The 25,844-nt window shown below is 37.4% G+C and carries 31 protein-coding genes; 10 read left to right on the plus strand and 21 right to left on the minus strand.

Annotated elements, in window-relative coordinates:
• Nucleotides 1–207 precede the first annotated feature (207 nt).
• Complete coding sequence (locus tag C9J29_RS14070) at nucleotides 208–597, plus strand: RidA family protein (protein WP_008175420.1); 390 nt, start codon at nucleotides 208–210, stop codon at nucleotides 595–597.
• A gap of 261 nt (nucleotides 598–858) precedes the next feature.
• Here the strand turns inward: C9J29_RS14070 and C9J29_RS14075 are convergent, their stop codons facing one another.
• Complete coding sequence (locus tag C9J29_RS14075; protein ID WP_008175424.1) at nucleotides 859–1,440, minus strand: TetR/AcrR family transcriptional regulator; 582 nt, start codon at nucleotides 1,438–1,440, stop codon at nucleotides 859–861.
• Between the two features lie 248 nt (nucleotides 1,441–1,688).
• On the opposite strand from C9J29_RS14075, the gene C9J29_RS14080 reads away from it, so the two are divergent.
• Genes C9J29_RS14080 through C9J29_RS14090 form a run of 3 tightly spaced genes read left to right on the plus strand, consistent with a single transcriptional unit; the run spans nucleotide 1,689 to nucleotide 4,974 of the window.
• Nucleotides 1,689–2,906, plus strand: a complete 1,218-nt coding sequence (locus C9J29_RS14080) for an MFS transporter (RefSeq protein WP_089985864.1) — start codon at nucleotides 1,689–1,691, stop codon at nucleotides 2,904–2,906.
• A 20-nt stretch (nucleotides 2,907–2,926) separates the two neighbouring features.
• Nucleotides 2,927–4,000 carry an LLM class flavin-dependent oxidoreductase gene (locus tag C9J29_RS14085; protein ID WP_107922338.1) on the plus strand — a complete coding sequence of 358 codons (1,074 nt, stop codon included), beginning with the start codon at nucleotides 2,927–2,929 and terminating at the stop codon, nucleotides 3,998–4,000.
• Nucleotides 4,001–4,029: 29 nt separating this feature from the next.
• Nucleotides 4,030–4,974: an alpha/beta hydrolase gene (locus C9J29_RS14090; RefSeq protein ID WP_107922339.1), complete on the plus strand. Its 945-nt coding sequence runs from the start codon at nucleotides 4,030–4,032 to the stop codon at nucleotides 4,972–4,974.
• Between the two features lie 75 nt (nucleotides 4,975–5,049).
• On the opposite strand, the gene C9J29_RS14095 is transcribed toward C9J29_RS14090, so the two are convergent.
• The 7 genes from C9J29_RS14095 to C9J29_RS14115 form a co-directional block, all read right to left on the minus strand.
• The gene (locus C9J29_RS14095) at nucleotides 5,050–5,988 is read right to left on the minus strand and encodes a ring-cleaving dioxygenase (RefSeq protein ID WP_107922340.1); all 939 of its coding nucleotides are present in this window, start codon (nucleotides 5,986–5,988) and stop codon (nucleotides 5,050–5,052) included.
• 74 nt (nucleotides 5,989–6,062) lie between these two features.
• On the minus strand, nucleotides 6,063–6,656 hold the full coding sequence (locus C9J29_RS14100; RefSeq protein ID WP_089985868.1) for an NADPH-dependent FMN reductase: 594 nt from the start codon (nucleotides 6,654–6,656) through the stop codon (nucleotides 6,063–6,065).
• 139 nt (nucleotides 6,657–6,795) lie between these two features.
• Nucleotides 6,796–7,140, minus strand: a complete 345-nt coding sequence (locus tag C9J29_RS14105) for a YunG family protein (protein ID WP_096365686.1) — start codon at nucleotides 7,138–7,140, stop codon at nucleotides 6,796–6,798.
• A 10-nt stretch (nucleotides 7,141–7,150) separates the two neighbouring features.
• Nucleotides 7,151–7,318 carry a GNAT family N-acetyltransferase gene (locus C9J29_RS24715; protein ID WP_237068843.1) on the minus strand — a complete coding sequence of 56 codons (168 nt, stop codon included), beginning with the start codon at nucleotides 7,316–7,318 and terminating at the stop codon, nucleotides 7,151–7,153.
• Nucleotides 7,319–7,339: 21 nt separating this feature from the next.
• The gene (locus C9J29_RS25090) at nucleotides 7,340–7,519 is read right to left on the minus strand and encodes a GNAT family N-acetyltransferase (protein WP_328005598.1); all 180 of its coding nucleotides are present in this window, start codon (nucleotides 7,517–7,519) and stop codon (nucleotides 7,340–7,342) included.
• Nucleotides 7,520–7,675 carry a hypothetical protein gene (locus C9J29_RS24720; protein ID WP_237068844.1) on the minus strand — a complete coding sequence of 52 codons (156 nt, stop codon included), beginning with the start codon at nucleotides 7,673–7,675 and terminating at the stop codon, nucleotides 7,520–7,522.
• A gap of 14 nt (nucleotides 7,676–7,689) precedes the next feature.
• Nucleotides 7,690–8,109: an Lrp/AsnC family transcriptional regulator gene (locus C9J29_RS14115; protein ID WP_107922341.1), complete on the minus strand. Its 420-nt coding sequence runs from the start codon at nucleotides 8,107–8,109 to the stop codon at nucleotides 7,690–7,692.
• A gap of 106 nt (nucleotides 8,110–8,215) precedes the next feature.
• Here C9J29_RS14115 and C9J29_RS14120 point away from each other — a divergent pair, with 106 nt between their 5' ends.
• On the plus strand, nucleotides 8,216–8,620 hold the full coding sequence (locus tag C9J29_RS14120; protein ID WP_107922342.1) for a carboxymuconolactone decarboxylase family protein: 405 nt from the start codon (nucleotides 8,216–8,218) through the stop codon (nucleotides 8,618–8,620).
• Nucleotides 8,621–8,674: 54 nt separating this feature from the next.
• Here the strand turns inward: C9J29_RS14120 and C9J29_RS14125 are convergent, their stop codons facing one another.
• Together C9J29_RS14125 and C9J29_RS14130 are read right to left on the minus strand one after the other, a co-directional pair.
• Complete coding sequence (locus C9J29_RS14125) at nucleotides 8,675–9,097, minus strand: Rrf2 family transcriptional regulator (protein WP_089985873.1); 423 nt, start codon at nucleotides 9,095–9,097, stop codon at nucleotides 8,675–8,677.
• A 106-nt stretch (nucleotides 9,098–9,203) separates the two neighbouring features.
• Entirely contained in the window at nucleotides 9,204–9,728 is a 525-nt protein-coding gene (locus C9J29_RS14130) for a cupin domain-containing protein (RefSeq protein ID WP_089985874.1), read from the minus strand.
• 126 nt (nucleotides 9,729–9,854) lie between these two features.
• Between C9J29_RS14130 and C9J29_RS14135 the strand changes: the two genes are divergently transcribed.
• On the plus strand, nucleotides 9,855–10,319 hold the full coding sequence (locus C9J29_RS14135) for an SMI1/KNR4 family protein (RefSeq protein WP_089985875.1): 465 nt from the start codon (nucleotides 9,855–9,857) through the stop codon (nucleotides 10,317–10,319).
• 10 nt (nucleotides 10,320–10,329) lie between these two features.
• Here C9J29_RS14135 and C9J29_RS14140 read toward each other — a convergent pair whose 3' ends face one another.
• The 6 genes from C9J29_RS14140 to C9J29_RS14170 form a co-directional block, all read right to left on the minus strand.
• Nucleotides 10,330–11,448 carry a serine hydrolase gene (locus tag C9J29_RS14140; protein ID WP_107922343.1) on the minus strand — a complete coding sequence of 373 codons (1,119 nt, stop codon included), beginning with the start codon at nucleotides 11,446–11,448 and terminating at the stop codon, nucleotides 10,330–10,332.
• Nucleotides 11,449–11,906: 458 nt separating this feature from the next.
• The gene (locus C9J29_RS14150; RefSeq protein WP_008175456.1) at nucleotides 11,907–12,350 is read right to left on the minus strand and encodes an SRPBCC family protein; all 444 of its coding nucleotides are present in this window, start codon (nucleotides 12,348–12,350) and stop codon (nucleotides 11,907–11,909) included.
• 120 nt (nucleotides 12,351–12,470) lie between these two features.
• Complete coding sequence (locus C9J29_RS14155) at nucleotides 12,471–13,619, minus strand: sensor histidine kinase (RefSeq protein ID WP_107922344.1); 1,149 nt, start codon at nucleotides 13,617–13,619, stop codon at nucleotides 12,471–12,473.
• Nucleotides 13,612–14,304: a response regulator transcription factor gene (locus C9J29_RS14160; protein ID WP_008175460.1), complete on the minus strand. Its 693-nt coding sequence runs from the start codon at nucleotides 14,302–14,304 to the stop codon at nucleotides 13,612–13,614. The genes C9J29_RS14155 and C9J29_RS14160 overlap by 8 nt, the downstream gene beginning before the upstream one ends.
• 199 nt (nucleotides 14,305–14,503) lie before the next feature.
• The gene (locus tag C9J29_RS14165; RefSeq protein WP_008175462.1) at nucleotides 14,504–14,824 is read right to left on the minus strand and encodes a hypothetical protein; all 321 of its coding nucleotides are present in this window, start codon (nucleotides 14,822–14,824) and stop codon (nucleotides 14,504–14,506) included.
• Nucleotides 14,825–14,986: 162 nt separating this feature from the next.
• A complete protein-coding gene (locus C9J29_RS14170; RefSeq protein WP_107922345.1) occupies nucleotides 14,987–16,435 on the minus strand; it encodes an Msr family ABC-F type ribosomal protection protein in 1,449 nt (482 codons plus the stop codon).
• Between the two features lie 546 nt (nucleotides 16,436–16,981).
• Here C9J29_RS14170 and C9J29_RS14175 point away from each other — a divergent pair.
• Nucleotides 16,982–17,821, plus strand: a complete 840-nt coding sequence (locus tag C9J29_RS14175) for a YitT family protein (protein WP_008175465.1) — start codon at nucleotides 16,982–16,984, stop codon at nucleotides 17,819–17,821.
• A 45-nt stretch (nucleotides 17,822–17,866) separates the two neighbouring features.
• Here the strand turns inward: C9J29_RS14175 and C9J29_RS14180 are convergent, their stop codons facing one another.
• Together C9J29_RS14180 and pdxR are read right to left on the minus strand one after the other, a co-directional pair.
• Complete coding sequence (locus C9J29_RS14180) at nucleotides 17,867–18,772, minus strand: D-alanine--D-alanine ligase (RefSeq protein WP_036121469.1); 906 nt, start codon at nucleotides 18,770–18,772, stop codon at nucleotides 17,867–17,869.
• 4 nt (nucleotides 18,773–18,776) lie between these two features.
• A complete protein-coding gene (gene pdxR / locus C9J29_RS14185; protein WP_008175470.1) occupies nucleotides 18,777–20,225 on the minus strand; it encodes a MocR-like pyridoxine biosynthesis transcription factor PdxR in 1,449 nt (482 codons plus the stop codon).
• Nucleotides 20,226–20,645: 420 nt separating this feature from the next.
• Here pdxR and C9J29_RS14190 point away from each other — a divergent pair, with 420 nt between their 5' ends.
• Complete coding sequence (locus C9J29_RS14190) at nucleotides 20,646–21,857, plus strand: Zn-dependent hydrolase (protein WP_107922346.1); 1,212 nt, start codon at nucleotides 20,646–20,648, stop codon at nucleotides 21,855–21,857.
• 55 nt (nucleotides 21,858–21,912) lie between these two features.
• On the opposite strand, the gene C9J29_RS14195 is transcribed toward C9J29_RS14190, so the two are convergent.
• Both C9J29_RS14195 and C9J29_RS14200 read right to left on the minus strand, forming a co-directional pair.
• Nucleotides 21,913–22,221: a hypothetical protein gene (locus tag C9J29_RS14195; protein WP_107922347.1), complete on the minus strand. Its 309-nt coding sequence runs from the start codon at nucleotides 22,219–22,221 to the stop codon at nucleotides 21,913–21,915.
• Nucleotides 22,169–22,567 carry an RNA polymerase sigma factor gene (locus C9J29_RS14200; RefSeq protein ID WP_008175481.1) on the minus strand — a complete coding sequence of 133 codons (399 nt, stop codon included), beginning with the start codon at nucleotides 22,565–22,567 and terminating at the stop codon, nucleotides 22,169–22,171. The genes C9J29_RS14195 and C9J29_RS14200 overlap by 53 nt, the downstream gene beginning before the upstream one ends.
• 221 nt (nucleotides 22,568–22,788) lie before the next feature.
• Here C9J29_RS14200 and C9J29_RS14205 point away from each other — a divergent pair, with 221 nt between their 5' ends.
• A complete protein-coding gene (locus C9J29_RS14205; protein ID WP_107922348.1) occupies nucleotides 22,789–23,571 on the plus strand; it encodes an ABC transporter ATP-binding protein in 783 nt (260 codons plus the stop codon).
• Nucleotides 23,568–25,181, plus strand: a complete 1,614-nt coding sequence (locus tag C9J29_RS14210) for a hypothetical protein (RefSeq protein WP_096365659.1) — start codon at nucleotides 23,568–23,570, stop codon at nucleotides 25,179–25,181. The genes C9J29_RS14205 and C9J29_RS14210 overlap by 4 nt, the downstream gene beginning before the upstream one ends.
• A 46-nt stretch (nucleotides 25,182–25,227) precedes the next feature.
• Here C9J29_RS14210 and C9J29_RS14215 read toward each other — a convergent pair whose 3' ends face one another.
• Nucleotides 25,228–25,842: an ABC-2 transporter permease gene (locus C9J29_RS14215; RefSeq protein WP_107922349.1), complete on the minus strand. Its 615-nt coding sequence runs from the start codon at nucleotides 25,840–25,842 to the stop codon at nucleotides 25,228–25,230.
• Nucleotides 25,843–25,844 lie beyond the last annotated feature (2 nt).

A 25,844-nucleotide genomic window follows, 5' to 3' on the forward strand; every position in this document is an offset into this window, starting at 1 on the left:
GTCAAATTAAAAAGTTAATACTTTTATCTATTTTGAATGCTTTATCAGCGTATAAGCCTATATTTTATGAATCTATTATAACCCTTTGAATCGACATATCCAATTTGTAAGTTCATTTATAATGGTATTTATACTACTTTTATATGATTACTCTATGCTATTTTAATGGAGAGATGAAAATGAATAATAGAAAAGGAGATGGGTTCAATGAAAATTAGTAGAAATCCTGAAAACATTCATCCACCTGTAGCCCCTTATGTACATCAGATCGAAGTAACAGGACCAAACAGATGGTTAACATTATCCGGGCAAATTGGCATGGAGATAGATGGGTCAATACCTGAGGATCCGGTTGCCCAATTGAAGATAGCACTAGATAATATTCGGAAAAATCTTGATCATGCCAATATGGAGATTCAAGATATTACAAAGCTCGTGTTTTACTTGGTAGGCGATATGGAGGCTCAACAACGAAAAGAAATAATGAATGATTTTTTACAAGGACATCTTCCATGTACAACCTTACTGTACGTAGTGGCACTGGCTGCTCCGGCCATAAAGGTCGAGATTGATGCTTGGGCTTGTAAAGAAGTATAAATTTATTTTATGTAGAGCTTTATAGAAATGTGATTTGAATTTATTCTTAGAAAATTCCCCTTTAGAGACTCTAAAGGGGGATGAAATCTTCCATTATTGTTTTTCATATAAGGTAAATACCGTTAAGCCTCCGATATTCGCAAAATCAGCTACTGTAGGGTTTGGAACATCTAAATCAGAGAACGGTACAATTCCTGTTAAAATTGCTGCCACATAGGTTTTATGGACGTTTATATTTTATTCTTTTACTAGTTTAAAATTTTATTTAAGTAATGTCAGAGTCGCAGCTATTGCATTATCAACGAATGAACGCTGTGGCTGTGATTTCATCATAACGGTTAATCCAATTAACGATACAATGAGTGCCTGCGCAAGTGATTTTGCATCCGTGTCAGCCTCAAGCTCACCTGCTCGGACCCCTCGCTCAATGGTCTCCTGAAAAATAACTGCTAAATAAAGTTGGTGCTCCCTCGTTAAAATCTCAAATCTTTCGTCATGAGGAGCGAGTTCAACCATTGTATTAATACAAAAACAACCGTTACTAAGATCTTTCGTATACTCAGCTTGAATCACTTCTTCAAAAAAAGTAGCAAATGCCTGCTTTACAGAAACATGACTTTGAAGTCTAGTCCGTATATCAGCTGCTCTAGATGTCGTATATCTACGCAGTGCTGCTTCGAATAGCTCTTTTTTATCACCAAAGGTTGAGTAAATACTTGGACGTTGAATGCCCATTCTTGAAGTAAGATCACTTAGAGAAGTAGCTTCATATCCCTTCTCCCAAAATAACTGCATGGCAGCCTCTAAAACTTTTCCTTCATCAAATTCACGGGTTCTTGCCATAAAATCACCTCCACTGTAGTAGATTTCGCCATTTAAACTATATAAAAATTAAAATACCAAACAGTATGTAATCATTGTATAATCAGCTGGTTCCATTGTCAATTTTACACTATTCATTGTAAGGATATAAAAATAAATACTAAATAAACGCTTGACACCTTCCATAAGGTTAAGATATATTTACCAACAATTATATTGTACCAAACGGTACGTTATAATGAAATTCTATATGGACTGGAGGATATAAGATGGACGAAGATCTTAGACAGACATGGGATGCACCTTCGATGAATCTACAGTCGTCCATGCCACGTGCTGTCACATTTTTATTCGCAGCAGCCTGTGGAATGTCAGTCGCCAATATTTATTTTGCACAGCCGCTGCTTGATCAGCTGTCTATTGCGTTTAATATTGATCCGTCGATTATTGGTGTTGTCATTACAATCACGCAAATCTTTTACGGGTTAGGCCTATTACTTCTAGTGCCACTTGGGGACTTACTTAACCAACGACGTTTGATTATCGGACAGATGCTATTATCCACAACGGCTCTAGTTATAGTCGGTACTGCTTCTTATAGCATAGTTCTTTTCACAGGCATGGCTTTAGTAGGTTTACTTGCAGTTGTGACACAAACGCTTGTAGCATTTGCAGCAACCATCGCTTCCCCAGCAGAGCGTGGTCGAGTCGTTGGGATTGTCACGAGTGGAATCGTCATTGGCATCCTGCTCGCCCGTACCTTCGCAGGACTATTAACTGACCTTGCAGGATGGCGTACTGTCTATTTAGTCTCTGCTGCCTTCATGCTCATCATGGTCTGTTTGTTTGTAAAGGTGTTACCTACAGTGGAGCGAGAAGTAAAATCACTCCCCTACCATCAACTCATTAGATCTGTGTTCACTTTATTAAAACAAGAACGAACACTACGTATCCGTGCAGTTCTAGCCATGCTAATTTTTGCTGATTTCAGTATTTTGTGGACATCACTTGTTCTTCCACTTAGTGCACCACCGTTGGCACTTTCACATAGCGTAATTGGTGCTTTTGGTCTTGTTGGAGTGGCCGGCGCGTTGGCTGCGGCACGGGCAGGGAAATTGGCTGATCGAGGATACGCACAAAGAACAACAGGTATAGCATTAGCACTATTACTAATTTCTTGGTTGTTTATTAGCTATCTAGAACAATCGTTATTTGCGTTAATTGTAGGGATCGTATTGCTAGATTTAGCTGTACAGGCCGTACATGTTACGAATCAGGCGCTAATTCTTCCATTACGTACAGAGGCACGAAGTCGACTTACTGCTGGATATATGATTTTTTATTCCATCGGCAGTGCAAGTGGCTCCATTGCTTCTACACAAATATATGCACACTTTGGCTGGGAAGGGGTCTCTTTCCTCGGAGCTTCAATTAGTGCTATAGCAATTCTATTTTGGGCAACGACTTTACGATTTACAAAACATTAAATTGACAAGGAGAATGACAAATGGAAATAGGAATTACCTCTTTTGTAGAAACAAAACCAGATGTTCATAGTGGGGAAGTGATTAGTCATGCCCAACGCTTACGTGAAGTGGTTGAAGAAATCATTCTTGCCGATCAAGTAGGACTGGATGTATTTGGGGTTGGCGAGCATCATCGAGAAGACTATGCTGCATCTTCCCCTGCAATGGTGTTGTCCGCCGCTGCTTCACAAACGGAAAAAATACGACTTACAAGTGCGGTGACTGTCCTTTCTTCAGCTGACCCGGTTCGCGTCTATCAAGATTTTTCTACTTTGGACGGACTTTCAAATGGGCGTGCGGAAATTATGGCAGGTCGTGGGTCGTTCATCGAATCTTTCCCTTTATTTGGATACAATTTAAATGACTATGATGAACTATTTGAAGAGCATTTAGATTTATTACTTAAAATTCGTGAGGAAGAAAAAGTAGTGTGGGAAGGGAAGCACCGACCGGCGATCAATAATTTAGGTGTGTATCCAAGACCTGTTCAAAAATCCTTACCCATTTGGGTTGGTAGTGGAGGAAATCAACAATCAGCCATTCGGGCAGGTCTTTTAGGATTACCACTTATGCTAGCAATCATTGGTGGCAGTCCTATGCAGTTTGCTCCAATCGTACAACTTTATAAAAAAGTTGCTGCTCATGCAGGTCATGATTTATCTAAGCTTCAGGTAGGCTCCCATTCGATAGGTTTCGTTGGTCCGAATAACGAGTGGGCAGCAGATACATTTTTCCCATCTACACAGGCGGGCATGAATAAACTGGGCAAAGAACGGGGTTGGTCCTATTATGATCGTTCTAGCTATGATACTGCACGTAGTTTTGAAGGGGCATTATATGTCGGTGATTCAGAGACAGTTGCTCAGAAAATCATTCATCTTCGTAAACATGTAGGGATCACACGATTTATGTTATACGTACCTTTAAGTACAATGCCACATGATCAAGTCATGCAAGCTATAGAACTTCTAGGAACCGAAGTGGCTCCTCGTGTGCGCGAAGAAGTTGCCCAATGGGAGGCTGAAATGGCAGTACAAGGACATCCATTTATTTAAAAATTCATTACTTTACAGGGGGAATTTATATGACAATCAATGACCGAATCTTACCCGAATTAAGGCAGGCTTACTCCCAATTTCCAGGCTTTCGACTAGACGAAGATTTAGAGTGGAGTCGTCGTCTCTTAGTCCAATCTCCATTAGAGGAATCAGAGCTTGTAGTTATAACTAATCGTACGATTCCCAGAGGTGATGGGGGTGAAATGCTAGTTAAAATATATGAACCCGTTAAACGGAACCACGATAAACTTCCAGCTATGCTTTGGATTCATGGGGGTGGTTTCGTGATGGGACACCCTGATATGGATGATCTTCTATGTGAACGTTTTGTTCAGACCGCTAACTGTGTTGTCGTCTCAGTTGATTATCGACTTGCCCCCGAGCATCCCTATCCAGCTGCGATTGAAGATTGCTATGCAGGGTTAGTATGGATGACAACTGAAGCTCCTACTCTTGGCATTGATAGTAAACGAGTGGCAATTGCCGGTGCAAGTGGAGGTGGAGGTCTAACAGCAGCTCTAGCATTAATGGCTCGCGATAAAGGAGGACCCTCAATTATATTCCAGATGCCACTGTATCCAATGCTTGATAACCGAAATGAAACGACTTCTAGCTACGAGATTACTGACAGTCACGCAACATGGAGTAGAACAAATAATTTGACCGCTTGGCGTATGTACTTAGGAGAGGAACAGGACACCCATGAACTTTCTCCATATGCGGTTCCTTCAAGAGCAGATAACTTAGCAGGACTACCGCCTACCTACACGTGTATAGGTCAACTTGATTTATTCAGAGATGAAACACTCGATTATGTAACACGACTTGCTCAAGCAGGAGTAGATGTTGAGATGAATCTCTATCCTGGTAGCTTTCATTGCTTTGAAGTCTTTGTGCCGGATGCTGAAATTAGTCTGCGCGCTAGTCAGAATTATTTAGATGCCATGGCCCGTGCGCTCAACGGCAGATGAGATTTCGCCGGATCAAAAAAATGCGAAAATGTTGAGTTCTCAACATTTCGCATTCATTTAAGTAGATTCTATATCTTAGTCAAGCTCACGTACTTTAATCGGAATTAGTATACTTTCTAATTGCTCTCGTTGTTGCTCATATTGAGATGGTAGCATTAATTGGCTTCCCATCGTCTCCATTGTTTCGTCATGAGCAAATCCCGGAGGATCTGTAGCAATTTCAAATAAAATTTCACCAGGTTCACGGAAATAAATCGCATTAAAATAATTACGATCTTTGACTTCCGTTACATGTTGACCATGATTCATAACATACTCTTGCCATTCTAAATGATCCGTATTATCTTGAGCTCTCCACGCAACATGGTGAACCGTTCCTACACCCATTTGTCCACGTTGTCCTACAACCAATTTTAAATCAACTGTGTTGCCAATCTCCGCATTAGATTTAAAACGAGTGTAGTCACCCTCTGTCGCTACTCTTTCAAGACCCATTACTTCTGTTAAAACTTTTGCAGTCTCTTCAGGGTGGCTGGAATATAAAGTGGCTCCACCAAATCCTTTAATGGCAACCTCTGGCGTTACTTCTCCAAATGTCCAGTTATTTAATTCGCCTGCAGCACGTGCAACGAGTTCGATATGCAGACCATGCGGGTCATCGAACTGAATGACTTGCTCACCAAAGCGTTCAGCTTTTTGGAAAGGAATCGAAAATTTGGCTAAACGATTAATCCAAAATGGTAGTGCCCCCTCTGGTACAACATAAGTTGTGACACCAACTTGACCGTCACCAATTCGTCCTTGATATGCATTGGCCCAAGGGAAGAATGTAATGATTGTTCCAGGTTTCCCACCTGCATCACCGAAATATAAATGATATGTGCCAGGATCATCGAAGTTTACTGTTTGTTTCACTAAACGCAAGCCTAATACACCTGCATAAAAATCAATATTCTCTTGTGGGTGGCCTACAATAGCTGTGATATGGTGAATACCTGCTGTATGTTTTTTCATGGTAACATGCCCTTTCCTGACTAATTTTCTCTCCCACACTTTATCCAATTTCGTCCTACCCCAAACGCGTAGGCTTAACGAATAGTGTATAAAGCTTTTGACCATGGGATTACTTGATCTAACATTTGATTGACTGAATCAGTTTGTATAGCTTGTGGTTTAAAGTCTGAACCATTTTCAAAATCTGTGAATAATGATAATGCAGGGTGAACACGTACATCTGCGATTAAAAGCTCACCCATGATGCCACGTAAATGTTCTGCTGCACGAGCACCACCTACAGAACCATATGAAACGATGCCTGCTGCTTTGTTATTCCACTCAACACGTAAATAATCTAGTGCATTTTTTAGAGCACCTGTAATAGAGTGATTGTATTCTTGTACGATGAACACAAATCCATCTTGTTTAGCAATAACTTCTGACCAAGCCTGTGCACCTGAAGCATCTTGCCCTGACTCTCCTAATAATGGCAATTTATAATCAGCGATATCAATCACTGTGTAGTTTGCATCTCCTCGTTGATCTGCAATTTCCTTTACCCATTGTGCTACCTGAGGACTTACACGTCCCTCACGTGTTGATCCAATAATAATACCGATATTTAATTCTGCCATTACTTGTTCCTCCTCTTTTTTTGAAGAAAATAATTTATTCCAAAAACCCATTATTGTACCTCCTTACGAAAGCTAAAGGTTTGAATTCGTTTATCTTGAATTTAGTTATCTTGAATTCGAGATAATAATAACACGCCTCTTTCTTAAACGTCAACACCTTTGTTTTACTAATTTAAAAAAGCAGAGGAATCTATCCCTCTGCTCTTGCTAAATGTCTATTAACTTGTGACTTTAAACAGCTATATTGAGCATTATTTGTATCCTGATAAGCCTCTGCCCTATTCGAATCAATGTCTTGATAATCAATTTTAGATGAAAACTGCTCTTCCGTAAAATCCATTCTCTCTCCATTTATTACATTATAAAAGTGCCAGCCCTCATCCAAACTTGTTTTCCTAATTTCCCCGCCAAGTATATCTTGCACCACTAGAGAAGTAACACCACATTGTCCTTTTGCAGGATTTTCAACGCTCCATTTAGAACTTGATTGAGTCGACCAAGATTGCCTTAAAGCATTTAATACGTTTCTCTTCATGCTTGTCTCCTTAAAATGGAACGTCATCTATTTTAATAGACGTTGGATTTCCTAGAACCCAATCTTCTTTAATAGCACCATAGACAATATTATCGGTCACTGTGCCATCTTCATTTTCCCAGGCATTTCGTAAATAGCCTTCCTTCACAAAACCAGCTTTGCTAAAACATTTCCGCATCCCTATATTATCAACTCTTGTTTAGCCTTCAATACGAATCTTACCCTTTACCTCAAATAGATATTCTTGTAACCATCGAAGTGCCATTACGCCATATCCTTTCCCCCTACAATTTGCATGTAAGCGGATATCAAACAGTGGGATGGTGTCACTGATATCATGAATAAAGATAATTCCTACTCTATCTCCATTTTCCAGTATCTAATAGGTTTCACGATCATTCTCATAATATCCCTCTGCGAACGCTGCTCGAACGCTCTCTTCTTTAACGTGCTGATCGGTGTGGTAAATCCATTTATTTTGAGTTAGTAAATGGACTAAGTCATCAATTTCACCCGTAAATAATTTGATTTCCATAAAGATCCCCTTTTTTATAAGTCCTCACATATATCAGAAAAGATAAAATTGGTTTTTGTATGTGCATATAGCTGTAAATCATCAATAAATTGCTCTACATCAGAAAAAGATTGAAAATGAGCCTTTAATAAGAAACAAGTTTCTCCTGATATTCGATAGCAAAAATCTACGTTTGTAAATGTCAGGATATGTTCTTTAAAATCTGCATAGCGATTATTTTTAATTGTTGCCTCCATTATAGCTTCAATGGGAAAGCCTAGCGCCTTTGAATTAATGTCTAATGTATATTTCCTTATGACTTGCTGTTCCTCTAAATGTCGTACCCTTTCACGAACTGCAGGGGCCGATAAATGTACTCTCCTACCTAACTCGCTCATAGAAATTCGGCTATCTTTTTTCAATTCTTTTAGTATTGTTTCATTAATGAAATCCATTGTAGAAAATTCCCTTCATTTTAAAAGAGAAAGAAAATATTTCCCTTCGAATTGGTATGTTAACAACACCATTCATATTTTACACTAATTATAGGAGGGAAGATTAATGACACTCATTCATTTACATGACAAGGGCTTAACGCCATTTCAACAACTACTAGGCTATAATGAGGAAATACAGTCGCATTGGTTACAATTAGGGAAAACGGTCGAAAAGGACGGTCATTTATCTGCACATTTAAAAGAAGAGGTCCGAAAAACATTAGCACAAAAAAATGGTTGCCAATATTGTCAGGCGAAAGGTATACCTGCCCCTCAACATTACGATGAAAAAACAGCCGTTTGTACAGGTTTTGCTGAGGCATTCTTAGTCACTAAAGGTCATACCTCACACTATGTCACCGCTGTCTTAAAAGAATATTTAACAGAGGCTGAAATCAGTGAACTACTGGCATTTATTTGTTTCACAACCGCACAGCAATACTTTGGGGCTCTTATGCAATTGAAATAACAATAGAACTAGAGTCCCCTAGTTCTTATTCGTCCATTTCTTCATTCTATCCGACTACTTCATTTTTTTATCGATTTCATGAACAATATCTATAATCAATTTCTTACTTAGCTCTTCTTTCATATTGTTCTCAGCATCCACCATTACTTGCTCAATGAGACAACCTTCATTATGAAAGGAATCCTCGTGGTCAGAGGAACAACTGAATAATGAGGTTTGTCCCTCGATTGCGTAAATCACATCTAAAAAGGAAACTTCTTGAGGGCGCTTCGAAATGCGATAACCTCCATTGACACCTGGATTCGATTCGATTAAACCCGCCTTTACAAGCTTTGTTAAAATTTTCGAAAGATAGGTTGGAGATAGTTTCTGCATGTCTGCTAGTGTCTCAACATTCATTGATTTTCCTTTAGGTGTATTCGTCAAAAACACCATTGTATGTAACGCATAGTTTGTTGCTTTTGAATATTTCATCATTCATTACCTTCTTTCATTAATTAAGGACCTTTATTATCTGTAATTAAAAAACATTCTACCATATATCGAGAAAAAAGCATGTTTAATAAAACACGCTTTTTATTTTTTAATTTGCTTGACTATAACCCGCTTCTTCAGCCTTTGCATCTGCCTTCGTCACATGAATAGTCCCAGATGGATGATTAGGTGGCGCATAAATCGTGTAGAGCTTTAATGGTTCATCTCCTACATTTGTAATATTATGCCATGTACCTGCGGGTACCATGACGGCCGTATCTTCAGAAACATTTCTTTGAAAGTTTAAATAATCCTTAGTCGGTCCCATTTGGGCAACTCCCTTACCCTCTTCAATACAAATGAATTGATCAACATGCGGATGCACTTCTAAGCCAATATCATCTCCTACATCGATGCTCATCACAGTTACTTGTAAGTTTGACCCTGTCCACAGTGCTGTGCGGTAATTTTTATTTTGCTTTGTAACGTCCTCTATGTCCACAACGAATGGCTCTGGTCCATAATCTCTCCGCATATTACTTCTGGTCCCCTGTTCTAGCTGTGTTGGATAAGCCCAATAAACAGGGTGATAGCCGTAATACACGGGGTAATTATGATAATAAGGGTAATGCATTGGTCTCAGTCCTCTCACATATTATAAATATATAGTATGCAGATGGTTGAAAGAATGTACGAATTCTAGCTACCTCAACTACAAGGGCACTCTTTGGATATCATGATGAAAAAGTGAGGTTTTTTGATGTATGAGAATTTAGTAAAAAAGCTAGCTCATACCACATCGATTAAGTGGCATCCTAGATGTAATGTAAAAGATAGCTGGATAACCGATGCAGAAATAGAGCTAGGATTTCAATTACCGCCCTCTTATTGCTGGTGGTTAATAAATTATGGCAATGCTCGACTAAATGGAGGAAACATTCTGACGGTCAGTCAACCTGAATACAGAGATATCGACGATAGCGACATTCTCTATATTCACCGTCTGAACTTGGACGATGAAGATTGGTACAAAAAATATCCAAATAGATTGGACTTATTTGTACCAGACGCAGATGAGCTTTATTTCTTTGATTTATCCGCAAAAGATGAAGATGGGGAGTTTCCCGTCATGTGTTATGACCTAATGAATGACATGATTTATGAGTACGCAGCTACATTCTCAGTTTTTCTTGAAAGATTACTTGATGAACATAGATCATTTTAAAGGTCATTCACTACATAGATAATTCCCTTTGAAGACGCATCCTAAATTTTTCATCTGTAAGAAATTTTAATTGAAAGCTATTCATACTACTAGATAATTTAATTTGTTCCATTGTATTTAAGTCGTTGGCAAAAAAAGCTATCTCCGTCTGATTCCCTTCTTTATCTTCCGCATAGGCGGCTAGTGTCAATACAAAGGCTGTTGACCCTCCTTTTTGACCTGCATGTGTAAGCCATTCTTGATTTCTAGGGTTTTGCATCAAATGTTCCATCACAGGATCTAAGTATTTATGTACATCTTCGGTAAAGTAATTTTTACTATTCAACTTTTCTAAAATAGAAATGTAGTCACTAGTAGAAGCCCTTATTAAACGATCAGACCAAACCCTTTGAACATCCAAATTGAGCATTTTTATTGCTTGAGCTTTCTCCTCTTTTGTTAAAGGTTTTTCTAGCCTATTCTCATGAATAGCCAATGCCCGTTCTCGATATTCAGCCATCCCCATATCTTTTAAAGCCGCTAGTGTTTCTTTTTTCGTTAGACTCTTTTCATCTCGCAATTGAATGGGGATATAAAGAGCACTTGCGATTGGATAGAGGGGTTCATGACCCTTTACATCTAGTTGAGTGAGAACCTCATTAATAGTTTGAAGCCCTAGTACATGCATTAAATAATCTGTATTTGCATTAGAACTATAAGTAATCATTCCCTTTGCAACCTCGCTCAGCGGCACACTTTCCTTCCCATTGAGGTTTAACTGTGCTAGCCACGCTTCATGTGCGCCACCATCTGTTTTTGGGATATAAAATGTCTCTAATTCCCTTAAGCGAACTTGTTGCTGAGGATTGATATGTCCATCTGCGGCTTGTTGCGCATATGCGATCGCTACGATGATTTTAACTGTACTGGCTAAAGGCAATGGTTCCTTTGTATGCTGCTCTACCCAGCTCTGGCGATTATATTGTATCGCTACTGAAACATTTTTATTGCCCTTGTTTTCTTTCATAAATTGCACAATATATTCAGGGTCGTCTATCTTGACTTCCTTTTGGAATTTCCAAAATACAATGCCTATGACAAACCCTGCACAAACTAAAAGTCCACCAGTTAGCCAAACCCATTTTTTCATAACGATCCCTCCTTTATGTTGTAGATGAATGAATTTAATCGGAGCGCTATTGCTCTATTTATAGCTTCAGGCGGCATGACTTCCACAACTAGGCAAACGAAATTCCTAAATTGGTTCGAAGCAAATTGTAGCCGTAATGTCATTTCTCCCCCATCCTTCGCCCCCGAAGGTAAGAAAAGAATGTTCAGCAAAGCATTGATGAATTTAGTCATCGATTTTTCTTGAGAAATAAAACGAATGCTAATAAAGCCAAAAAGAATAAACTTAGATAAACACTCGATAAATTAGCCATATATTGAATGTAATAATGAGTATCCATTATTGTACTTTGTTGAATCATAAAATTAGAAATAATCGTCGGACTAAATAACGAAATAACAGCGATCAAAATGATGCAAAATGAAAAAATTCGTTTATCCAAAAAATCACCTCAAATTAGGTCATCAAATCACACTACTCTAATGAATTAATGAAGCTCTTAATGTATTTATGCCATTTTCTAAGTATCCTTTGAGACAGGTTAATGTATAAATCCAGCCTTCTTTTTGACCCATCATTTTCATCACAATTTCCGGATCATGTGCGTTCAGTCCTGATTCCACTACCTCCATGATTGTCTCACCTTGATATTCCTCAAGAGTCATAGTAACAATCGTCACTTCGCCATGCTCCTCCCCCCAAGAAAATACAATTTTTTTGTTAGTTACTATTTCAAGTACAGAGATAATTCCTTCTGCGCTATACTCCTCGTATCTCAATGTAATCCGCTTCCCCTCTGCCCATCTTTCAGAGCTACTAGAAAACCAATAATGTCCGATTTCAGTAGGAGAAATAATGGCTTCAAAAACTTTATGAGCGGGCTGCTTGATTTTTAATTTAGTCGTCACATTCGTATTCAACATCGATCATCATCCTTTTTCATAGTGTCTATCTATCACATTCGCCAAATTTCCCCTCTTCCCTCTCTTTTATTAAAACTTTAATAAAAAAATGCGATTCCCCCTAATGGTAGAATCGCATCTTTACATTGGTAAAATGACCTCAAATATTGTGCCGACATTCAATGTACTGCTAACATTTATTTTCCCTTGATGTTTTTCAACGATTGTTCTTACAATAGATAAACCTAATCCCGAACCACCCAACTCACGGGCTCTGGAATGATCGATACGGTAAAACGGCTCAAAAATACAGTGGAGCTGATCTTTTGGTATCCCTATTCCTGAATCCGCAATTGAAATATGAGTAGCGCTATTCTTAACATATCCTTGAACTTCAATAATTCCATTTTCGTGATTGTACTTAATTGCATTTTCAATCAAATTATAAAAAACTCTATAGAGTAACGTTTGATTTCCCTTTATCGTTTCAACATCGATATCGACAGAAATAGTTAAGTTTTTCTCTAAACATAAAGGCTGTAAGTCCTGTGTAATCGTATCAATCATTGTTCTAAGCTCAATTTCATCTGTAAAATGTTCCGTTTGCTCATAAGCTAATGCTAAAAGGTCATTGACAACTTGAATAAGCCTTTGTGTACTTTCCTCTGTCACCTCTAGGGTTTCCTTATAATCTTCTACTGTCGGAGATTTTTCTAGTTTTAAAACCTGAATACCTGCCATCATTGTTGTTAGTGGTGTTCTCAATTCATGTGCTGCATTGGCAGCAAAGCTCTTTTGGTACAGAAACGATTCTTCCAATCGATCTAGCATGTGATTGAATGAAGCTGTAAGATCCCCCATTTCATCTTTAGTAGAAATATGTTCTATACGTTGCGATAAATTATGCTCGCTTATATTTCCGATTTTTCGACTAAGATCATTAACTGGCTTTAAAGCCTTACCTGCCACTACGTAAATGATCATAATACCTGCTAGAATGATAATTACCATCCAAATAATACTCTGATTAATAAACTTCTCTTTCGCTTTTCTCACATCTGTAACCTCTATATAAGAGCTGATGCCATGATCCAACTTGGTTTCTACTGACGCCTCATCCATGATTTCCTTATGAAGACTATTTTCTTGATTGAGTAACGATGACGTAATAGGCTGAACAATTTTTTCTTCGGCACTATAAATCGATAATAGTGTTAGTAAAATGGTAACCACTACAAAAATACAGCCAGTTAAAAGTGTTAGTCTCACTCTTAATGTTAAGTTATTCATAGGCACCTTTGTCACTTTCTGTAATCATATAACCTTGTCCTCGTACTGTCTGAATTACTTCTTTTTCCCCCAAAACATCTGCTATTTTTTTTCGTAATGAATGGATATGGAACTTGAGTGAATTAGAAAATAAATCCGCTTCACTATCCCAAACATGCTCTATCAATTCCTCTGAGCTGACGACCTTATTTTGTTGTAGCATGAGGTATTCTAAAATGGCATATTCTTTCTTGGTAACAGGTATTATCTCACCATTCACTAAAACTATTTTCCTCGAGCTATCCAATGTTATTTTTTCCAAAGACATAATGGTACTCTTTTGACTAAAAGTTCGCCTTAATAAGTTGCGTATACGTGCATCCAATTCTTGAAAGTCAAATGGCTTTATTAAATAATCATTCGCTCCTCTATCAAGACCAGCTATTTTATCATGAATAGCTGATCGTGCCGAAAGGATCAGTATTTTCACATCCTCGCTCTGAACTCGAATCTGCTCTAGCACCTCTATTCCATCCATCTTAGGTAAGTTTAAATCTAATATAATAAGATCATATTCATTGATTTCGAATAATTCTAATGCTTCCTCACCATCAAAAGCTGTATCGACGGCATAGCCGGATTTCTTTAAACCTTTAGAGAGGATTTTTGATAAAACAGCCTCATCTTCTACCAATAAAAGTTTCATTTGTTCTATCCACCTTTTAACATCAAATATTTTTAACAAACTGTTAGTTTTATCAATTTTGATTAATCAAGTCCTAACCCTTTGTCCTAGAATAGCCTACTTGAAATTGTTTTAAAATCATTCCAGTCACCTCTTGTCTCTTTTACCGTCACAACGTAAGAAGCTTGTTTTGACTTTTTTCAAAACAAGCTTCTTTTGGTTACTTTTCTTCTTTTTCGCTATCAGTCACTGTCTTTTTCATCATCACTGCATCTTCAGGAACTTCCGGCATCTCTCCAGGCTCAAAGGTTTTTACGTTCGACTTTACTTTTCCTTCTTCATCAATCACTTTTTTGTTCATTTCCAATTTGCCTTTAGAAATATCCTCTATCTCCCCAGGCTTAAGCACCTTCATTTCAGCCTCAATTAATTGTTCTCCCTTTTCGTTCTCATCATTTGAAGAAGCTAATGAAGAAAATGAATAGCCACCTGTTAATAATCCTAATGCTAATGTTCCTATCCCTAATACTCTTAATTTCATAAAATATCCCTCCAAAAATGTTTTGTAACAATAGTTACACACTGAGTATATCGATTGTTAGGTTAGATGGAGGTTAGATTTTAGTTGAAAGAATAATTTCTTTTAACTACCTACATTCAAAAAAATGCGATTCCCCCTAATGGTAGAATCGCATCTTTACAGTTAAAATATCTTATTATTTTTTATTGTGAATTGTATGTCTGCTACATTTTCAATAAAGTTTTTATCATGTGTCACGAAGATTATGGTTCCCTCATAAGCCGTTATAAATTGCTCTAACGCCTCTAATGCTTGAATATCTAAGAAGTTGGTTGGCTCATCTAATAACAGTATATTATAGCTTCCTAAAAACAGATAACACAGCTGGAGGCGTATCGCTTCACCACCGCTTAATGAGTTCACACCCTTTTGTATATCAGTTCCTACAAACTGCATGGAACCTAGAACGCTTCGTAAAAAGCCTTCATCGTAATCAGAGCGATTTTTTAAAAATTGGAGGACCGTTTCCTCACTTTTAAATTGGTAGCCCATTTGATGGAAATAGCCTATTTTGGCCTTAGGGGAAATGGTTAACCCCTCCCCATAGTTTGCAATATGTTGTAGTAAGGTACTTTTTCCACAACCGTTACTACCTGTCAAAGCAATTTTTTTACCCAATGGTATTTGAAAGCTTACGACATCCAATAGGACTTTTCCTGGAATGTGTAAAGTGAATTGATCTGCCATAATCGGAAATTTATTGTGTAGTTCCAATGCCTTCGATTGTCGGAAAACTATATTTCTGTCTACCTGCACCGCATCTACTTTCTGAAGCTTCTCTATTCGCTGTTCTATTGCCTTGGCTGCACGTTGTACGTTTTTTTGACTTGTCCCTTTGGACTTTGTCATAAACATGCGATTCGGCTTTGCATGAGCTTCTCTTTTTGACATGTTACCTGCTTGGGTAATTTTTTCAGCCTTTTTCATTTTATCTTCGGCAGCTTTTTCAAGACGACTTCTTTCTTTCAAATATAAGTCATGCGCCTGGCGTTGTTGATCTTGCTCCAACTGCTTTTGCCAAGCATAATTACTATAATTTCCGGAATAAATGTTTACTGTGCCCCCATCAATCTCCCAAATTGTTGTGACCAATTGATCCAGAACCGCACGATCATGGCTAATTAGTACGAGGGCACCATAGTAATAACGTAATTCATCCACTAGAAATGAAATACCCTCTTGATCTAAATGTGTTGTTGGTTCATCAATGAGCAGCGCCTCCTCATAGAAAGAAAATAAATGAGCTAACTTTAATCTCGTTTGTTCCCCACCACTTAGTCCTTCAGAATTTACTGGAATAGCTAATTTCCCTAATAACTGTGCCTCTGCCCCTACAGGCGTTGGTGCTTCCATTTGTTCAAAATAGCCGAAATGTACATGACTATTTACCTTCCCACTTGTCGGCTGAACCTTGCTAGCAAGTAACTTCATTAATGTACTTTTTCCAGCGCCATTTTTCCCAACGATACCGATTCGATCGAATTGATGAATGGCTAATTTTTCAATGTTTAAAATCTCTTTATCTAAATAATTTACAACTACGTTGTCTAATTCAAAGCAAACTTTTTCCATATGACTACCTCCCGAAATTAACTCATTTCGTATCGATAGCTATGGTACCGATACGAGCCTCTAGTTAAAGCTCGTATCAAAAGAATAATAGCATATGCATGATCTATTCCTCCTTATTGGATAAAACAAAAAATCACAGACAATTTGCCTGTGATCCAAGTAACTAGGATATATTAGAGAATAAGCCTCTTTAAATAAAGGCGTGAGCTGTTCTCTTTCTTATGCAATTGAAGATGATTAAAAAAGGACAGACTATCCCGTATACTCTGGCTTCACAAACCGAGTTTTTGACCCTATTCAGTTATTGGCTCAAAATGGTGCAACGTAGTCTCATTGAATATGTCATTTTTTAATAATCCTCCTTAAAAGTATTATGATTATTATAAATATTTATTCTAATTAGTCAAGGTCTTCTAGTCTAAAGACATTCAAAAAAAGGTCGATATAACCTAAATGAATATTACAAAAAAAGTATATCATTTGGTGAAAACCTGATATAGTATGGATTTAAGAAAAAATCTAATTTGATATGGTGGTGTTATGTGAATGAAAAAATACGTAATAGATATTTTAATGATTATGCTTGGATCACTGCTTTTTGCCCTAGCAGTTAACTTATTTGTTATTCCAAATGATTTGGGTGAAGGTGGCGTAACGGGCTTAACGATTATAGCCTATTATCTTTTCGGATGGTCTCCGAGTATTGTCAGCTTTATGATGAATGCGGCTTTACTACTAGTTGGCTATAAATTTCTAAATAGACAAACAACCATTTATACGATCATTGCGGTCTCATTCCATTCTTTATTTTTACATTTAACAGAATCTTGGTCGATTTCCTCAAATGAAATTATCGTAAATACGATTTTTGGTGGAGTATTTGCTGGGGTCGGTATTGGTTTGATTATTAGAGTCGGTGGTACAACTGCAGGCTCTACGATTTTAGCTAGAATCACTAACAAGTACCTTGGCTGGAGTATTAGCTATGGACTTTTATTCTTTGATTTAATCGTTGCTTTTTCATCTTATTTTATCATCGGAGCAGAGGCATTAATGTTAACAATAATCATGCTTTATGTTGGTACTAAGGTGATGGAGTTCGTTATCGAAGGGGTTAATCCTAAAAAAGCAGTTACGATCATCTCTAAAAAACCAGAAGACATTGCTGGACAGGTAACTGCTTATATGAACCGCGGGGTTACGGTACTTTCCGGTCATGGCTATTATACAAAGGAACAAAAAGAAATTTTGTATATCGTCATTAGTAAGCAAGAAGTTGTAAAGCTCAAAAAAATTGTCAAAGAAGTCGACAAGGATGCCTTTATTGCCATTCATGATGTAAGGGATGTTTTTGGAGAAGGCTTTATTGAATTAGCTAAATCTTAAGATAGTAAAACACCTTTTGTAGGAAAACAAAAGGTGTTTTTTCTATTACCTATTATCAATCTGTAAGGAGCTATCAATAATGCTATCCAATAGGGCAGAATAGCTAATTCCTGCAGCAAAGGCGCTTTTTGGTAGCAGGCTATTTTGGGTCATGCCAGGTAATGTATTAACCTCCAACACATAAGGAACGCCCTCCTTAATTAACATATCTACTCTAGCATACACACTACATTTTAAAGACTTATAGCTGGTCATAGCAGCCTTTGCCACACGGTCATGAATCGCAAGTGGGAGTTCCACAGGCTCCTCTATTGTAGAAGCATCATCATATTTCGCCTGGTAGTCAAAAAATACTGCCGTATGTTTGATTGAAAGGACTGGCAATAGCCTATCATTGAGGATTGGGCATGTAATTTCGTCACCAATCATGTACTGCTCAATAATAATTTCGTTATCCCACTTCAATACCTCTGCAACAGCCGTCAATAAGGCATTTCGATCATGGACAATTTGAACACCTACACTAGAGCCACCAGCATTTGGTTTAACGACCAGCGGATAACCCATCAGCTCTATGTCCTGTAATGGCAGCTCCTCGCCCTTTACGAGATGCATCCAATCTGGTGTGGCGATCCCTTCATAGCGCAGTATTTTCTTGGCCATATTTTTATCCATGCACAAACTACTTGCTAGAAGACCACTTCCTGTATAAGGAATACCCAATGTTTCTAATACACCCTGAATCGTGCCATCCTCTCCAAACTTACCGTGCAGTGCTAATAAAGCTACATCGATACCTTGCACTTTTTCTATTACCTCTTGATGGTCTTCCAATACTATTTCAACAACATCGTATTTTTGTTTATTTAAATGAGCAACCATTTCCTTCCCTGTCATAATCGAAACCTGCTTTTCAGAGGAGGTACCGCCCATAATTACGCCAACCTTCATCTTTTCAACCCCTTCTATCATTTCTTAATGTATCCCCAATAATTTGAATACCCCGGACAATATCTTCTTCTGATAAACGGGAAAACCCTAGGCGAAATGTGTTTTTACCAAGACCATTTGTATAAAATACATCTCCTGGATAGAACACCACACCTTCGTCATAACATTTTTCTAATAATCTGCGAGCATCTATGCCCACTTCTAGTTCAATAAAGAGATGCAGTCCTCCATCCCCTCTGATTTTGCAAAATGGAATGTACTCCATACAGGCTTGACGAGCAAGCTCATACTTTTTCTTATAAACAGCTCTTGCTTTCTTTAAATATTTTTCAAAATAACCATCCTGTAAATATTGATATAACACTGCCTGATCCAGTGTCGATGTATGAATTGTCCGCGCTCTTTTCATGCTTTCTAGGCTAGCAATTAGCTCCTTATCTGCTAAAATCCAGCCAACACGTAAGCCTGGGAAAAGGATTTTAGAAAAGCTGCCAATATAGACAATGTTATTACCAGAACCACTAAATGCAATTAGTGGTGCCAAATGAGAGCTTGAATACCTTAATTCCTCATTAAAGCCATCTTCTACGATAGGTATTTGATAGTTGGAAAAAAGCTGAAAAATAGCATTCCTCTTCTCAGAGGAGGTGACAATTCCTGTTGGATTATGATAGGACGGGATGAGATAGGCAAAATCAAAATCCATTTTGGCTAATGTTTTTTCTACCTGCCCCATATCAATGCCATCATCGCTCATATCAACGCCATGTATTTCTAGCCCATGTAAACGAAAAAGCTTCAATGCTGCGTGATGTGTAGGATTTTCACATAGAACACGCCCAGATTTTTTAGCTATTGAGGATAATAAAATATCGAGTCCCTCCGTAAAGCCGTTAGTGATTAAAATATCTTTATTAGAAATATCTACACCCTTCATTTCCATATAGCGAAGGAGATAATCAATTAAAGGTTTATACCCTTTTGCATAGCCATAATTTAAGACAATATCGCCTTCAAGGGACATACGTGTAAGAAAAGCCCGTTTGAAATTTTCAACATCAAAAAGCTTTTCTTCCGGAGCAATACTAGTAAAGGAGATCATCCCTTTTTGCCACTGAATATCTTGTCGTACTAAATCGATTTCATCTGCTAACAAAGTTGCTGTATTCAGCCTATTTTTCCAGTCAAGTTCGATAGGGGACGTTTTCAACGTAGTAACCTTTCCTACAAAGTTCCCTTTTCCTTTCACTGCATAAATGATGCCGTCCTGCTCTAGCTCAGCATATGCATTCAGCACTGTATTTCTGCTAACTGCTAATAGCTTACTAAGTTCACGCGTAGATGGAAGCTTTTGATGTTCTAACAGATGCCCTTTAACAATCATGTCTTGAACATAATCCTTCAATTGCACATAAACAGGACGATCATCCACCATCTTAAAATCATTAAACAATCCCTGACCCCCTTGCTTCATTCTTGCATAACGAGAGTGAACTCAAAAGGTCCACTCAGTATGTAATTTCCTATTGTTGTGGTTGTTCTTCTTTCTATCTTATTTCAAAATTATTATACGTATCAAACGTGATGAAGATCGTTCACAATATTAACTATTTGCCACACTATGATAAGGGTCGTAATAATTTATTTAAGCTCGAACTTTTTATAAGGAAATCGAGGTTCAACAAACATTTATTTATTGTCCATCAGGTCAACAATGGGCAGATGATGAAACGGGTAAATACGGTATTTTCATTACAAAGTAATCGACCCCACTATTGCCAAAGGGTACAATAATAATTTAGAGGTGGTTCATGACCAATTTGTCTTATGAGAAGGACAGCCACTTCCAATTCCAGATGAAAGAGTGATTGTCATGATTAATGGAGGTAGACTCTTACAACATCTTCAAGACTTAAGCCAAATCGGCTGCAATGAAGCTACAGGTGGGATTAATCGCTTCTCCTTTACACCAGTAGAAAAACAGGCTATTGAGCTAGTGACCATTTATATGGAACAGGCTGGCATGAAAGTAACGGTTGACGCTGTTGGAAATCTCATTGGTACTTATGGTGAAGGCGATGAAACCATTATGCTAGGCTCACACATTGATACAGTACCAGAAGGCGGCAAATACGATGGAGCATTAGGGGTATTGGCAGCTATTGAAGTCGTAAATAGGTTGTATGAGCAACAAATACTACCCTCTAAAAAGATACAAGTTGTCGCTTTTAAGGATGAGGAGGGAACGAGATTTGGCTTTGGGCTACTTGGTAGTAGTGCGATGGCCGGGCTTTTAACGGAGGAACAATTACAGCACACAGATGAGGCTGGCATTTCCATTGAAGAAGCTATGAAGGAATTCCAATTGTCGCCATATCCTTTAGTTAATGCTCAACGAAATGACATTAAAGCTTATTTAGAAATGCATATTGAGCAAGGCAAGGTGCTAGAAAATGAAGGTTTACCTGTCGGTGTTGTAACAGGTATAGCCGCTCCTGTATGGTTAGAAATTACTGTCACTGGCGTCAGTGAACATGCTGGTGCAACACCTATGCCCATTCGGCAGGATGCTCTAACTGCGGCGAGCGAGATGATTTTAGAGATTGAACGGCTATTAAATGACACTACAGATGCCGTTGCAACGGTCGGCAAGCTTACTGTGTCCCCGAATGGAACAAATGTGATCCCAGGCAAAGTTACTTTCTCAATTGATCTACGAGATATAGACGAACAAAAAGTGAGATCACTAGAGACTATGATTTTGCAGCAACTACAACAAATCGCAGACCGAAGAAATGTTACATTGGCTTCAAAAATATTACAGCGCATTAAACCTGCAAAAGCGGATGAGAAGCTACAGCAACAACTTGCCATAAGTATTGAAAAGCAAGGGATACGTCCCTATTCTCTTATAAGTGGTGCAGGACACGATGCCATGAATATGGCTGAAATCGCTCCAATCGGGATGTTGTTTGTCCGCTCAAAAGACGGCATTAGCCACAATCCCTTAGAATATAGCTCCGATGAGGATATCATTATAGCCACTACTATTTTTTATGATTCTGTCGTCGAGCTCTCTAAATAATTCACTGTAATAGAAGTAGCCATTCTCTAGTTTTTTTCAGAATGGCTTTTTAATATCATTTTTTGAATAAGCCTACTATAAAACCTTCTAACCCAAAATGCGGATCTGCTGTAGACATCGGTACCATTTTACGTATTTCAATTTCTTCCAAAAAATTAAAAATTTCCTGTAGTTGACTTTTTGTATAACCAAGCCCACCCTCTAAACTGCGCTTTAAATATACTTCCTCATCTGTCAGGGCAGAGCCACCGTACGTTCCATTCTCCTCAAATGAACATACAGCAAAGTATCCATTCTGCTTTAATAACCTATTAATGATCTCTATATAACTGATGAATCGAATCCTCGTAATGATAGGATTCATATGACTGCTCGACCATTTGCTCCTTTTTAAAACCTGTCCAAAATCTAAAGCCCTTATTTTTCTTTTTCAGTAGGTCGATACAATGATGATGAGCAATTTTATAGAGCCACGCTGAAAAAGACACTGAGTAAGTGAATTGGCGAATATTCTCTAAACCTTTTATAAAAACATCCTGCGAGGCATCCTCAGCTTCTTCTTTGTTTCCTAATAGGTAGTAACAGTATAGATAGATTTGTTTTTGGAAGCACCGTATGATTTCCGTGTAGGCATAAGTATCCCCTGCCTGAACTTGTTTAACTACCTCTTTTATTACTACCGTTTCCTCTGTTTTATTTGATATACTCACAAGCTTCCCTCCTCTCTATCTGTATAACTAAATTCACTACCGTTTTGTGACAGCAAAAGATTAAAAATTGGCATTAAAATATATAATTTCTTAATTTAATAACCCCTCTTCAACCACATGGAATTGAACTGGTTTCATTTTACCAAAAGGAATTTATTTTCTTTTTATATGCTATAGTGTATTAATGGATATTTTTTCTATAATTATGGAGGTGCACTGAAATGGAAGACATTTTAACGATTACAAATTTAACGAAAAGTTATGGAAACAAGGAAATATTAAAAGGAATAAACCTCCATGCTACTAGAGGAGAAATTATCGGATATATTGGTCCTAATGGTGCTGGTAAAAGCACGACTGTTAAAATTATTTTGGGGCTTGAAGGTGATTATGGTGGTGAAATTAAGCTCTTTGGTGAAAGCATTGGGCAAGATCAAATAGACTATAAGCGGAGAATTGGTTACGTTCCAGAAATCGCTGATGTGTATGACAACTTAACAGGTTATGAATATTTAACCTTTATCGGTCAGTTATATGGGCTAGAGCTATATGAGGCAGCTGACAAATCGAAATCGCTCATGGAGTTGTTTGGAGTGGGTGAGGCGTACCATTCTAGAATTTCCTCGTACTCAAAGGGCATGCGACAAAAACTATTAATCATTGCTAGTCTTATACATAACCCAGACCTATTATTTTTAGATGAGCCGATCAATGGCTTAGATGCAAACAGTGTAATGATTTTTAAAGAGATTTTAACGCAGCTCGCAGCCAATGGAAAAACAATATTTTACTCTTCTCATATTATGGATGTCGTTGAAAAGATCAGTAGTCGCATCATCCTGCTATATGACGGCAACATAGCAGCGGATGGAACCTTTGCCCAATTACAAGCTGGTAACACTGAAGGAACGCTAGAAAGGATCTTTAATCAGTTAACAGGATTTCATGAGCATCAGGAAATTGGTGAGAAATTTGTATCCATCGTTCGAGGAGTACAATCATGACAGATTTTAAAACACTCCAATTGCTTGATTTATTCCGCTGGCTCTTTGTAAAAATGGGTATTGATTATGACCTAATGAGAAAAATCCTTCATATCAAATTAACAATGGATGAACGTAAAGTACCCACACTATTTAATCAGAACAAAAAGAAGAACGATCAAAAATATGGCTATATTAAATCGCTATGGATTTATGTTTTATTCGGCCTTATACTAATCCCACTCATGGGATTTGGTCAAAACTTTTTATTTCAAATGAGTATTGCGTTTGCCATGATCATTTTTTTAATTATGACTTCATTGATTTCTGACTTTTCCTCAGTACTCTTAGATGTACGAGACAAAAGCATACTATCAACTAAGCCTATTTCCGCTAGAACCATTAACGCAGCAAAATTTATGCATATTTTCATTTACTTATTCTATTTAACAATTGCCTTAACAGGCATCCCTTTACTCGTCAGCCTTTTTACGCAAGGAATTGTATTTTTCGTTTTAACCGTTCTAGAGATTATATTAATTAATTTATTTATTGTAGCGATCACTGCCATTTTATATATTGCCATTTTACGCTACTTTGATGGTGAAAAGCTGAAGGATATGATCAACTATGTACAAATTGCCTTGTCGTTAATGCTCATGATCGGCTACCAGGTTCTGATTCGGTCCTTTGAATTCGTTAATTTGGATATGACGGTGTCATTTCATTGGTGGAGTCTCTTCCTAATACCGATGTGGTTCGCTGCACCTTTTAACTTATTACTAAATGGCGATACTTCGTTATTAACAGTACTATACAGCATCTTTGCTGTAATCATACCGATACTTTCGATTGGGTTATATATTAAACTCATCCCAACCTTTGAACGTAACCTTCAAAAACTATTAAGTACAAGTAAATCAAAAAAAGAGAAGAACAATCGACTGAAGGTACTTTTATTAACGCTGCTATGTAGAACACATGAAGAAAGAGCATTTTTTCGTTTCGCCTCTCTTATGATGAAGCAAGAACGCGAGTTTAAGCTCAAAGTTTACCCTTCTTTAGGTTTTTCATTTATTATCCCATTTATTTTTATATTCACCTTTAGCGGATCCGAAAAAATTGATTACGCTACTAGTATGAGCTACTTAAATATTTATTTTAGTATGATGATTATTCCGGCTGCTGTACTTTTACTTGGTCATTCGGCTAAATTTAAAGCGGCTTGGATTTACAAAATACTTCCATTAAAAGATTATACGAATTTACAAAAAGGCAGTTTAAAGGCATTTTTAATCAAATTGTATGTCCCATTATTTTTGGTACTAAGTTTGGTCTTTAGCTATATTTACGGTATTCGAATTATCCCAGACCTACTAGTAGTTTTAGTGACAAGCTGGATATATACACTGTTTTGTTTCGTAACGATGAGCAATAAAATACCTTTTACCAAACCATATGATGAGGTTGGAGATGCTCAAGGCTGGAAAACTGTTTTATTGTTTATCCCTTTAGCTATTTTGGCAGGTCTACACTACTTAATTGCAAGTCAAATGGCATTCGGACCTACTATTTATTTCATAGTGCTTTTTTTCATCAACATGCTTGTATGGAAGTTAGCTTTCAAATGACAAAAACGGCTCGAGTCCCACCTTATATGGGACCGGCCGTTTTCTTTTAAAACGCCTTGCGCTTATATATCCTTACCGAGAGCATCCATGAGCCTATATATAGTACAACGATTAGTAATGAGACAATAAGGTATAGTTGTAGTTCCTGTACAGTCATGAAATTTTGTACAACGGTTCTTATTTGTTTATTTATGTTAGGGACAAAATAATTGATGATCACCATATAAACTCCAAATAACCCCATGATAGCAATAGTTAAATACTTTGTTTTGAATTTATAGGAAATCGGTAAAATAAACGAAATGACAATCATAACGAGGCCCATAATCAGTAATACTTCTTTCCACAATACAGCTACCTGATTCCCATTTAAAATAAAGTCGAACAAATACGTAAGGAACATAAAGAACCCTGTAAAAATTAAAGCTCCTATATATTTTGAACTAACAATTTCTTTTCTTGTATACGGTAATGAATTAAGTAAAATATTTGCATTATCTTTTTCATCATTCGAAAAAGCACTTAAAACAAATACGATACTATATATAAATACTATATATACTGATGGAACATTGACCATTAAATAAAGAATAATCGTTGCTATGTAGATGATTAAAATGTTTTTTTGAATTAATATATCTTTTAAAATAAGGTTCAACATAT

The organism is Lysinibacillus fusiformis, assembly GCF_003049525.1.
In the GTDB taxonomy this organism is placed as follows: Bacteria; Bacillota; Bacilli; order Bacillales_A; family Planococcaceae; genus Lysinibacillus; species Lysinibacillus fusiformis.

What these genes read in the sequence shown, in the direction of transcription:
- C9J29_RS14070 (WP_008175420.1), top strand. Translation starts at nt 208, where the DNA reads ATGAAAATTAGTAGAAATCCTGAAAACATTCATCCACCTGTAGCCCCT.
- C9J29_RS14075 (WP_008175424.1), bottom strand. Translation starts at nt 1,440, where the DNA reads ATGGCAAGAACCCGTGAATTTGATGAAGGAAAAGTTTTAGAGGCTGCC.
- C9J29_RS14080 (WP_089985864.1), top strand. Translation starts at nt 1,689, where the DNA reads ATGGACGAAGATCTTAGACAGACATGGGATGCACCTTCGATGAATCTA.
- C9J29_RS14085 (WP_107922338.1), top strand. Translation starts at nt 2,927, where the DNA reads ATGGAAATAGGAATTACCTCTTTTGTAGAAACAAAACCAGATGTTCAT.
- C9J29_RS14090 (WP_107922339.1), top strand. Translation starts at nt 4,030, where the DNA reads ATGACAATCAATGACCGAATCTTACCCGAATTAAGGCAGGCTTACTCC.
- C9J29_RS14095 (WP_107922340.1), bottom strand. Translation starts at nt 5,988, where the DNA reads ATGAAAAAACATACAGCAGGTATTCACCATATCACAGCTATTGTAGGC.
- C9J29_RS14100 (WP_089985868.1), bottom strand. Translation starts at nt 6,656, where the DNA reads ATGGGTTTTTGGAATAAATTATTTTCTTCAAAAAAAGAGGAGGAACAA.
- C9J29_RS14105 (WP_096365686.1), bottom strand. Translation starts at nt 7,140, where the DNA reads ATGAAGAGAAACGTATTAAATGCTTTAAGGCAATCTTGGTCGACTCAA.
- C9J29_RS24715 (WP_237068843.1), bottom strand. Translation starts at nt 7,318, where the DNA reads ATGCGGAAATGTTTTAGCAAAGCTGGTTTTGTGAAGGAAGGCTATTTA.
- C9J29_RS24720 (WP_237068844.1), bottom strand. Translation starts at nt 7,675, where the DNA reads ATGGAAATCAAATTATTTACGGGTGAAATTGATGACTTAGTCCATTTA.
- C9J29_RS14115 (WP_107922341.1), bottom strand. Translation starts at nt 8,109, where the DNA reads ATGGATTTCATTAATGAAACAATACTAAAAGAATTGAAAAAAGATAGC.
- C9J29_RS14120 (WP_107922342.1), top strand. Translation starts at nt 8,216, where the DNA reads ATGACACTCATTCATTTACATGACAAGGGCTTAACGCCATTTCAACAA.
- C9J29_RS14125 (WP_089985873.1), bottom strand. Translation starts at nt 9,097, where the DNA reads ATGATGAAATATTCAAAAGCAACAAACTATGCGTTACATACAATGGTG.
- C9J29_RS14130 (WP_089985874.1), bottom strand. Translation starts at nt 9,728, where the DNA reads ATGCATTACCCTTATTATCATAATTACCCCGTGTATTACGGCTATCAC.
- C9J29_RS14135 (WP_089985875.1), top strand. Translation starts at nt 9,855, where the DNA reads ATGTATGAGAATTTAGTAAAAAAGCTAGCTCATACCACATCGATTAAG.
- C9J29_RS14140 (WP_107922343.1), bottom strand. Translation starts at nt 11,448, where the DNA reads ATGAAAAAATGGGTTTGGCTAACTGGTGGACTTTTAGTTTGTGCAGGG.
- C9J29_RS14150 (WP_008175456.1), bottom strand. Translation starts at nt 12,350, where the DNA reads ATGTTGAATACGAATGTGACGACTAAATTAAAAATCAAGCAGCCCGCT.
- C9J29_RS14155 (WP_107922344.1), bottom strand. Translation starts at nt 13,619, where the DNA reads ATGAATAACTTAACATTAAGAGTGAGACTAACACTTTTAACTGGCTGT.
- C9J29_RS14160 (WP_008175460.1), bottom strand. Translation starts at nt 14,304, where the DNA reads ATGAAACTTTTATTGGTAGAAGATGAGGCTGTTTTATCAAAAATCCTC.
- C9J29_RS14165 (WP_008175462.1), bottom strand. Translation starts at nt 14,824, where the DNA reads ATGAAATTAAGAGTATTAGGGATAGGAACATTAGCATTAGGATTATTA.
- C9J29_RS14170 (WP_107922345.1), bottom strand. Translation starts at nt 16,435, where the DNA reads ATGGAAAAAGTTTGCTTTGAATTAGACAACGTAGTTGTAAATTATTTA.
- C9J29_RS14175 (WP_008175465.1), top strand. Translation starts at nt 16,982, where the DNA reads ATGAAAAAATACGTAATAGATATTTTAATGATTATGCTTGGATCACTG.
- C9J29_RS14180 (WP_036121469.1), bottom strand. Translation starts at nt 18,772, where the DNA reads ATGAAGGTTGGCGTAATTATGGGCGGTACCTCCTCTGAAAAGCAGGTT.
- C9J29_RS14190 (WP_107922346.1), top strand. Translation starts at nt 20,646, where the DNA reads ATGATTAATGGAGGTAGACTCTTACAACATCTTCAAGACTTAAGCCAA.
- C9J29_RS14195 (WP_107922347.1), bottom strand. Translation starts at nt 22,221, where the DNA reads ATGAATCCTATCATTACGAGGATTCGATTCATCAGTTATATAGAGATC.
- C9J29_RS14205 (WP_107922348.1), top strand. Translation starts at nt 22,789, where the DNA reads ATGGAAGACATTTTAACGATTACAAATTTAACGAAAAGTTATGGAAAC.
- C9J29_RS14210 (WP_096365659.1), top strand. Translation starts at nt 23,568, where the DNA reads ATGACAGATTTTAAAACACTCCAATTGCTTGATTTATTCCGCTGGCTC.
- C9J29_RS14215 (WP_107922349.1), bottom strand. Translation starts at nt 25,842, where the DNA reads ATGTTGAACCTTATTTTAAAAGATATATTAATTCAAAAAAACATTTTA.